General features: G+C 63.9%; 9 protein-coding genes and 2 tRNA genes. 4 read left to right on the top strand and 7 right to left on the bottom strand.

The features are described from left to right. The 4 genes from VM054_10095 to VM054_10080 form a co-directional block, all read left to right on the top strand. The coding region (locus VM054_10095; protein ID HUT99410.1) for a hypothetical protein at positions 1-539 on the top strand (539 nt) is incomplete at its 5' end. Positions 540-1,210: 671 nt separating this feature from the next. Further along, a complete protein-coding gene (locus tag VM054_10090; GenBank protein HUT99409.1) occupies positions 1,211-2,059 on the top strand; it encodes a hypothetical protein in 849 nt (282 codons plus the stop codon). A 105-nt stretch (positions 2,060-2,164) separates the two neighbouring features. Continuing rightward, positions 2,165-3,259: a CsgG/HfaB family protein gene (locus VM054_10085; GenBank protein HUT99408.1), complete on the top strand. Its 1,095-nt coding sequence runs from the start codon at positions 2,165-2,167 to the stop codon at positions 3,257-3,259. A gap of 11 nt (positions 3,260-3,270) precedes the next feature. After that, positions 3,271-3,891, top strand: coding sequence for a hypothetical protein (locus tag VM054_10080; protein ID HUT99407.1), 621 nt, complete (start codon positions 3,271-3,273; stop codon positions 3,889-3,891). A 280-nt stretch (positions 3,892-4,171) separates the two neighbouring features. Here VM054_10080 and VM054_10075 read toward each other — a convergent pair. From VM054_10075 to VM054_10045, 7 genes are all read right to left on the bottom strand, one after another. Continuing rightward, a tRNA-Glu gene (locus VM054_10075) sits at positions 4,172-4,243 on the bottom strand. 189 nt (positions 4,244-4,432) lie between these two features. Further along, a tRNA-Gln gene (locus VM054_10070) sits at positions 4,433-4,506 on the bottom strand. Positions 4,507-4,542: 36 nt separating this feature from the next. Further along, entirely contained in the window at positions 4,543-5,112 is a 570-nt protein-coding gene (locus VM054_10065) for a hypothetical protein (protein HUT99406.1), read from the bottom strand. Between the two features lie 59 nt (positions 5,113-5,171). Next, positions 5,172-7,172, bottom strand: a complete 2,001-nt coding sequence (locus tag VM054_10060) for a S8 family serine peptidase (GenBank protein HUT99405.1) — start codon at positions 7,170-7,172, stop codon at positions 5,172-5,174. A gap of 6 nt (positions 7,173-7,178) precedes the next feature. Beyond that, the gene (locus VM054_10055; GenBank protein ID HUT99404.1) at positions 7,179-7,643 is read right to left on the bottom strand and encodes a C-GCAxxG-C-C family protein; all 465 of its coding nucleotides are present in this window, start codon (positions 7,641-7,643) and stop codon (positions 7,179-7,181) included. An 11-nt stretch (positions 7,644-7,654) separates the two neighbouring features. Then, a complete protein-coding gene (locus VM054_10050; protein HUT99403.1) occupies positions 7,655-8,794 on the bottom strand; it encodes a multiheme c-type cytochrome in 1,140 nt (379 codons plus the stop codon). A gap of 21 nt (positions 8,795-8,815) precedes the next feature. Then, positions 8,816-8,959, bottom strand: coding sequence for a hypothetical protein (locus VM054_10045; protein ID HUT99402.1), 144 nt, complete (start codon positions 8,957-8,959; stop codon positions 8,816-8,818). Positions 8,960-8,961 lie beyond the last annotated feature (2 nt).

The following is an 8,961-nucleotide window of genomic DNA, read 5'->3' as shown; positions in this document are numbered from 1 at the left end:
CGTCCGCGGCCTGGCTCACCCCGCCCGTCGCCTCCGATTCCCTCAACTATCGGGACCCCGACGCCGTCAACGCCTACACCCAGTCCTGCACGACTCAGGGGACGCTCGTCCCCCTCTCCGACATATTCACCAGCGAGTACGTGGACCCCGGGGTGGAGGTACACCTGGACCCGTACATCTACGATGGCGAGCTGGCGACGCTCATCTTCCAGATTAAAATCTACCACATCGTGTACCCCGATTCGGAAAAAGAGGACTACGCCTCGGTGGAGTTCTCCCCGACGTGGTACGGGGCCGACTTCGTCCAGGGCACCCAGGACCTAACGCTGAAAATCGTCTTCCCGGCGGGGGTCACCCCCGAGGAGACGATTTATCACGAGTGCGAATTCGACTACACCGGCGTCCTGGGCGAGGGGGACAGTCAGCAGCTCGTCTTCGTGTGGCACGATCCGGCAGCGCCGACCGGGAGCCAAACCGAGAATGTGGGGGTCAGCTTCCCGCGCAAATACCTGGCCGCGGACGCCGTGTATAAACCCTAGGCCATCGTGGAGTTTTTCGTCGGCCTGTAGAGCTTTATCGCCGCGGTGTTCGAGGCATTTGACTTCTGCTTGGTGCCGGTGCTGCTCCTGCCCCTACTCGCCGCCGCATCGCCTTCGAGTCCAAACGCGACGGGGACTGGGAAATCTTCGTGATGGACGCCGACGGGCACAACCAGACCCAGTTGACGAACAACACCGGCTATACAATATCGCTTCCTGCTTGGTGTCCGGTTCCGTAGGCTATCGAGGAGAAACCCACTAAACACCGGAGTATGGTAATGAAGTTCTGTCCCAAGTGTGGCTCTGAGGTTCACCCCGGTGATATTTTCTGCTCCGAGTGCGGCTTTGATCTGAGCCGTCGGCAGACAGCCGCTCCTTCTAGTCCGTCAAGGCGCTCCCCTACACAAAACAACGACCATCATCGACCGATTGCCCGTACCCGCCTGCTCACACCGGATAGCAAAGGCACAGATCAGACTAGGGATTACGGTAAAACCCGCCTGATGAGCGAGGAAGACATAGCCCGGCTGAAAGTCAAGGATAAACCGCCTTTTGCAAAGCCCCTCCCCCAGCAGATAGCGGTAACACAACCAATAATCCCGCCGCAATCTCAAACGTCCGACTTTAAAGACTGGTCGAAAACGCAGAGCAGGGCTTGGTTATGGGCGCTGTTGGCTATTATAGGTGTTGGCACCCCTCTAATCCTCTGGGCCGCAGGAGTTTTCAAGGAAGCGGAAGGCCGCATCGCCTTTTCTTCCGACCGCGACGGGGACTGGGAAATCTTCGTGATGGACGCCGACGGGAGCAACCAGACCCAGTTGACCAACAACACAAGCGCGGACGAGTTTCCCGCCTGGAGTCCAGACGGCCGCCGCATCGCCTTCGCCTCCAGACGCGACGGGGACTGGGAAATCTTCGTCATGGACGCCGACGGGCGCAACCAGACACATTTGACGACAAGAGGTGGTTTAGATCCCGCCTGGAGTCCGGACGGCCGCCGCATCGCCTTTTTCTCCGGCCGTGACGGGGACTGGGAAATCTTCGTCATGGACGCCGACGGGCGTAATCAGACACAGTTGACGACAAGAGGTGGTTTAGATCCCGCCTGGAGTCCGGACGGCCGCCACATCGCCTTCCAGTCCGACCGCGACGGGGACTACGAAATTTTCGTGATGGACGCCGACGGGCGCAACCAGACCCAGTTGAGCAACAATGCCAGCGATGACGAGAATCCTGCCTGGAATCCGGACGGTCGCCGCATCGCCTTTGCCTCCTACCGCGATGGAGACTACGAAATATTCGTAATGGACGCCGACGGGCGCAACCAGACACAGTTGACCGACAACGCAAGCTGGGACCGGTATCCCGCCTGGAGCTCGGATGGTCGCCGCATTACCTTTAACTCCGTCCGTGATGGGGATGACGAAATCTTCATGATGGACACCGACGGGAGCAACCAAACACAGTTGACCAGCAACACTAGCAATGACGAGTGTCCTGCCTGGTGCCCGGTGGAGTAGCCCCCTACCCAACCCTTCTCCCAAAAGAGGAAGGGACAAGAGGATTAGAAACAGCGGTGGATTACGGCTATACTGACTAATTAAACCCCACTCCGAGGAGTCCTGATGGTTAAAAAAATCGCGCTTGTTCTGGCCGCGCTTTTCGCCGCAGCCCTGGGGCAGATTCACATCGCCGTACTACCCTTCTCCGCCTCCGGAAGCGGCGCATTCGAAATCGCCTCTTCGATGCCGGACATGCTCGCCACCGAACTCTCCGGCCACGGCTACTCGCTCATCGAGCGTTCCCAGATAGACCGCGTCGCCGAGGAGTTGGCCCTTAACCTCTCGGGCATGGTCGAGGTCTCGGCGGCCATCAGGGCCGGCGGCTGGCTTGGCGCCACCCATCTCTTGATGGGTTCCGTTACCAGTTCCGGCGTCAGCGTACGCATTGACGCACGGCTGGTGCTGGTGTCCACTGGTGAAATCCTCCTTACCTTCAAGGCCACGGGCGGTAACGACGACCTGTTTGACTTGGTTGATGAATTAGGGGCCAAGTGCCTTTCGGCCTTGGGCGGCGGTTCCTCGGAGCGATACAAGGCGCTGATCGTCAACGGCGGTGGGAGTTACGACTGGCTTCTGACCGACCACTCCCTCCAGATCGAATACGAAGACGCATCGTCCCTCCCCTCGATGGACCTGGACAAGTACGCCCTCGTTCTCTGTGTGGGCGGCTATAACGGTTACAACCACCGCGTGGCAGACAAGCTGAAGAGCTACATCGCCGAGGGCGGTTCGGTGTTGATCGAGTCCGGCGTCCCGGCGTACCTGGCCGCCTCGTCAGGGACGACTTTCGATCTCTCCTACATCGCCGACTGGTTCGGCGCGGCAGACTACGCCAACGTATTCGGAAAAAATCAGGTGTTGGGCCGCACCGTGGAGCACCCTATCTTGGGGCCGGAGGTTAAGGAAACGCTCTATGCGCGGGTCAACTACATGGACGGCGGCGCGGCGGTGAAGAACCTGCGTTCCGGGGCTGATACCGTGGCGGTCTGGACGACCACCGAAGGCCCTCTCATCGGGATGTTCACCTACACCTACGGACGCGGGAAGGTCTTCTATGCCACTATCGCTAATCTCGTTGACGCGGGTTATAACGGACAGACCGGCGGTAACTTCGTCGAGCTGATGAACGAGATGGTTTCTTGGCTACTCAAGGATTAGAGGAGATAACTATGCGTAAGCTGACGGTACTGGTTTTGCTTGCTGCGACCGTTACTTTCTCGTGGGACGTCGACATCAGCTATTCCTTCTCGTACCGTAATGACTCGATGGTCAAGGACTTCGGCCTCGGCATCGGAGAGACCGGCTACCTCTCAATCTACTTCAGCGGGGACTTAAAGGGAGGGGGAGGTGGATACGGGTACACGGAGAGCTACTCGGGGGCAAATGACAATGTCCTCACATTTACCGTTTTCGGTCCCACCGGATTTAAGTTCAAGTTGATTGAGGATCCGGGTGTCAGATCAACCAACAGCAGGATTCACGTGGGGACAACGGCAGACACCGCTAAAGCCGTGGCCACCGAAATCATCGCTGGCAAGATTGAGAAGTGCATCATAGGAGCGGCGGCGGCGCTCGTCGGAACTGCAATACCCAACCCTGTCTCTGCAGCTTTAGCAGCAAAGACCGCCTATAGTATCTACTCGAAACTGGAGAGCGGCGTCGAGTACGACCTGATAACAATCGTGGTCTATCCGGCCCGGGCGGGGGAGTATCGCTTCAGGATTGACAATCCAACCTTCCATCCCTGGAGTAAAAACACTTTGTTGATGACAAAAGAACCTAACGATTAACCTCAGGGAAAGATAAAAAAGCCGGGTTTGGGCACTGATTCTATTGACCCTAGTCCTGATGTTTACGGTGTTGTCTCGGCCGACGGCCTCACCGAGTTCATCAGGTTCGGGTGAACTTGGCGGTCTGACTTCTACGGTCGCGTGGCGATGCTAGAGAACGGCGATAGGACCGCGTTTGGCACGAAGTCGTCTGGAAATGCTCTCATCAAGCGTTTAGTCATCAGCCGATAGCCTGGAGCACGCACTAAAAAAAGCGGGGCGCAAGGCCCCGCCTTATTTTCAGCGGCACGGGGAATCGAACCCCGGTTGCATGGCTGAGAACCACGCGTCCTAACCACTAGACGATGCCGCCAGTGCAACGACTTTGTAACTTAAACGGGTCGGTCTTGTCAACTCCTTTTGCCGGGGGCATGACTCGGTTCGCCGGGGGCGTAGCTCGCTAAAGCTCGGTTCACGCGTCGGTCGCGTGCTTCGGGAAGCGGCAAGGGGCTTAAGCCCCTTGTCTGAGATTATCGGACACGCCCGGCCCGCTTCGGCCTCTTGGCTGGGGCGGATGGATTCGAACCACCGTAAGCAAATCCAGAGTCTGCTGTCCTGCCACTAGACGACGCCCCAGGAGCAAGGAAGCCTATCACAAAGCCGGGGTGGGAATCAACCCGCGAGCGGCGCTTTTACATCCGCCCCGGTCATCTCGAAGGAAGCCAGCACGGCGTCGACTTCCCCCATCAGGCCCTTCCAGTCCTTCTCCGGCGCGGCGAACTGAATCCCGCAGAGCGTCTGCCCCTTGACCAGCGTCCAGTCCCAGCAGCGCCAGGGGGCACCCTCGACGTTGAAGGTGAACTCGACCCGGATGGCCTCGACGCCGGCGAGCTCGACCGCCTCCCGCCCCACCTCCGCCATGCCCGAGAAGGTCGGCTCCAGCTCCCAGAGCTTGTCCTCCAGGGCCAGGTCCCGGTCCTCGGCGGTGAGCTCCGCCCCCTGGTTCCGGCAGAAGACCGACAGGTAGGCCCCGGTTTCCGGCGAGCGGAGCATGGCAGTGTCGGAACCCGTGGCCGGGTCCTGGATGAGCTCGCCTTCATCCCAGAGTGCGTTGGCGACGGTGAAGGTGAGGCCGAAGCGCTCCAGGTTGATGTCGCGGCGCTCGGGCGCGGTCATGGTTTCCCCGCAGGCCAGGGGGATGAGGCAGGCCGGGATTAAAAGGAGCCAGGCCGGTTTACGCATTTTCAACCTCCTGAGAGGACACGAGGCGCTGAACCGCTTGCCATTTGAAATAATGAGGCTCACCGGGCGATGACGAAGCGCCGGAGGGTGCTCGCCCCGCTGGTTTTATCGGTGAGCTCCACCAGGTACACCCCCGGCGCCAGACCGTCGGTCGAGAGGGTCACCGTTTCCCGGCCGGCGGGGTGCTCGTCGGCGTAGGGTCGGGCCACGCGCCTGCCCGACAGGTCGTAGACCGTGAGCTCCACTCTGGCGTCTATGGGGAACGTCAGCAGAAAGTTCACCGCGCCGTCGGCCGGGGAGGGGTAGGGTTGGCCCAGTAGCGCCCGGGGGGGCGGCAACCCCTGGCCGTAGATGAGCGTCTCCGGCCCGCGGGAGAGCTCCCCGCCCTCGGAGACGAGGGCCACGACGCGGTAGGCGTACTGCCGACCCCGTTCCACGTCGCGGTCCAGGTAAGGGCCCGTAGCGACGGAAGCCGTGCCCAGCGGCTCCCAGAGGCCGTCGTCCACCTTCCGGTACAGACGGTATCCCTCCACGAGGTCGGGGCGGGTGAGAGACCAGTCCGCCAGGACGCCGTCGGCGGTCTCGGTCAGGCCGAAGTCGCTGAACCGCAGGCCGGTCTGCATTGCCAGAAGGGCCAGGAGGCACTGGAGCCGACCGTAACCCGCGTAGTCGTCCTTGCCCGCCTCGCCCAGATCCAGGGCGGAGAGCTCCAGGTAGTCCTTCACCTCCTCGGGCGTCAGGGAAGGGTCGGCCTGGAGCAGAAGGGCGACGGCCCCCGCCACGTGGGGCGTGGCCATGGAGGTGCCCTCCATGTTGATGTAGCCCCCCCGGCGGCCGTCTATGCTCTTGATGCCCCCGCCCACCGTGACCGTTCCCCCCGGCGCGCAGATGTCCGGCTTGATGCAGCCCGGCGGGTAGGGCCAGTCGTCGTAGGGCGGGTCGAAGCTCCACTCCGCGGGACCGATGCTGGAGAAGAAGGTGACCCCGTCCGCGCTCTCGGTGGCGCCGACGGTGATTATCTCCGGCACGTCGCCCGGGGTACGGATGTTGTCGGGCGGCGGGTACTGGCCCGTCTTGTCGCCTTCGTTCCCCGCCGCGGCCACTATCACCACCCCCAGCTCCAGGGCGGTCCGGCACACATCGCGCCACAGCGGCTGGTTGTGGGTCTGATTCTGGTGCCAGCCGAAGCTCAGGTTCAACACGTCGGCGCCCATCTCCACCGCGTAGTCCATCCCGTCCCAGGTGATGTACTCCGTGCCGCGGCCGGTGTCGGAGAAGACCTTTACCGCCATGATGCGGGCGTCGGGGGCCACGCCGGTCTGGGACCCGGCGCTGCCGTCGCCGGCCACGATGCCCGCCACGTGGCTCCCGTGGCCGTCCTCGGGCCCCAGAACGGTGCCGTCGTCGTAGTAGAAGTCCCAGCCGTTGACGTCGTCAACGTAACCGTTGGCGTCGTCGTCGAGGCCGTTGTCGGGAATCTCGCCAAAATTCACCCAGGGGTGGTCGGCCAGGTCGGGGTGCTCGAAGTCGCAGCCGGTATCCACCACGGCCACCACCACCCCGTCGCCGGTGTAGCCGTAGGGCTCGCTCCAGACCAGCGGGGCCTCCACGCGGCCCACGTTCCAGGTGATCTCGGCGCAGGAGCAGAGGGCGTCGTCGGTAGTGGAACTGAGGACGACGCGGTCCACGCCGGGAAGGTCGGCCAGCTCCCGGGCGACTTCGGCCGTAACCCTGGCCCCCACGGCGTTCAATAAAACGATGGGCCGGATGTCCTCCACCTCTCCGGGCGCCTGCCGGTGGAGGAAGTCGAGGACCGGCGCCTGGGACCGCCCGCAAAGCTGTCGGAGGACGGCCCACCGGGCGGCTCGCCGTTCCTCGGGGGCGAGGGCCGTTGCGTAACGGTCCAGGTGGAGGTCACAGGGGCGCTCGGCGATCACGACCACCACGGGCACCGGTGAGCCCGGGTCGCGGTCGAGCTCCGCCTCCAGGAAGGGGTCGAGGGTGCCGGCGGCCAGGGCCGTCGCCGTCAGGAGTTGAAGGATGACAAACCGCACGCGCATAACGATTTAATCCGAAAGGATGACCTCGGCGCCCAGACGCGCGGCCAGCTCCACCGCGGGGACGCACTTCAGCTCCAGGATGTCGAGCTCCACGAACCTGCGCCGCCCCTCCTTGTCGGCGAGGTCCACCCCGGTGATGTCGGCGCAGAGGGCGGACCCCATCCGCTTCACGAAGCCTTCCACCACCGGCGCGGACAGCCGGTAAGCATCCTCCTTCGCCTCTCGGTTCCTGTAGACTTTGGGGGCCTTGAGCATCCCCAGCGCCATGACCGCTCCCGTCAGCGCGCCGCAGGTCAGGCCCGCGCGGGCGGTGCCGGCGCCGAAGGGGGCGGCCAGGGCGAGGTAGTCCAGCGGGTCGCCGTCGGCCAGCTCCAGCAGCGCCGACATGACGGCCATGGCGCAGTTGTAGCCCTCCCGGGCGAATAGTTCGCAGGCCCGGTCCACCGCCCGCACGACCTTCTCCTCGTCCACCGCGTCCCTCTTTAGTGGCTGACCGGCTCCGCGTCCCGGGAAAAGCTGAAGTCGTCGTCGTAGCCCGGTTTGTGGCAGACGGCGCAGAAGCGCGCCTCGACCGCCGGCGGCCGCTCGCCCGACGGGTGCTCAGCCGGGGTCTCGTGGCACATCTGGCAGCCGACCCCGGTTAGGTGCGGCGTCAGCTCCACGCTGCCGAAGCCGCCGGGCCTGCCGAAACCGGTGGCGTGGCACCGGATGCACTCCAGGTTCCGGTCGTCTCCCGTGGCGACGAGGGACTCCCAGGCGCGGGCGTGGGGGGTGGATGACCATTGGGCGTACTGGTCCGCGTGGCAGGCGCCGCAGTAATCCGCCCCGTGCCAGGCGTATTCGCCCTCTGGTTTGTAGAAGCGCTCCAGCCAGTCCGCGTACCGCTCGTGCTCGTAGTCCAGGATGACGGCGCGCGTCGCCGGGTCCGCCTCGAGCACCTCGCCGTCCACGGGGATCGCCTCGTAGGATACGAGCCGCCCGAGGGTGTCGGGATCGAGACTCAGCCGGGCGACGCCCACATAGCGCCCCTTCCGGCCGGGCCACACGACGGGCGCCGCGTACGAGAGCTCCGGCTGCCGCCGGAAAAGCCCCGAATGCCCGCCGACGACCAGGTCCACCCCGGTGAAATTTTGGGCGATTTCCACCTCGCCGGGTACGCCCAGGTGCGACAGGACGATGACGATGTCGCAGCCCGCGGCCCGGAGATTCGCCACCGCCTCCCGCAGCGGCTCTTGCCAGTCCGACACCCCGTAGCCCAGCGCGGCCGGGTCGGGGCCGGTGGAGAAACAGTCGGGGTGAATCACCGCCGCGAGGCCGACCTTCACCCCGCCGCGCTCCAGGATGAGCGTTGCCGGGAGGGGGGGCCGGTCGTTCGCCAGGGGGGTCAGGTTGGCACAGGCGAAGGGGAGTATCCCCAGGAGCCGGGCCGGCGTCATCTCTCCACCCAGCAGGTCCTGGTCGCCCAGGGCGATGAGGTCGTAGGCGGCCAGACGGTATACCTCGAGCACCGCCTCCGCCTTGCGGGGTTTATCGTCCACGCCGAAGAGGTCCCCGGTGTCCACGAGAATCAGGTCGGGGTTCTCTTCGCGCAGGTTTTCGATCAGGCTGGCTCTCTCCGCCAGCCCGCCCAGCCGGTTGGCCGGTCACCCGCAGGTGGCCAGCTCCCCCCAGGTGTCGCTGGTGACGACGACGGTCAGCACCGGGCCGTCGGCCGTCGAGGCGGCGATGACCAGGGAGAGCGCCGCGGTCAGGGCGAGGGCGGCGGTCACGATTATCGGTTTGTGCATGG

The organism is bacterium (assembly GCA_035528375.1).
GTDB lineage: Bacteria > RBG-13-66-14 > RBG-13-66-14 > RBG-13-66-14 > RBG-13-66-14 > RBG-13-66-14.
This window is presented reverse-complemented; position numbering and strand designations above follow the sequence as displayed.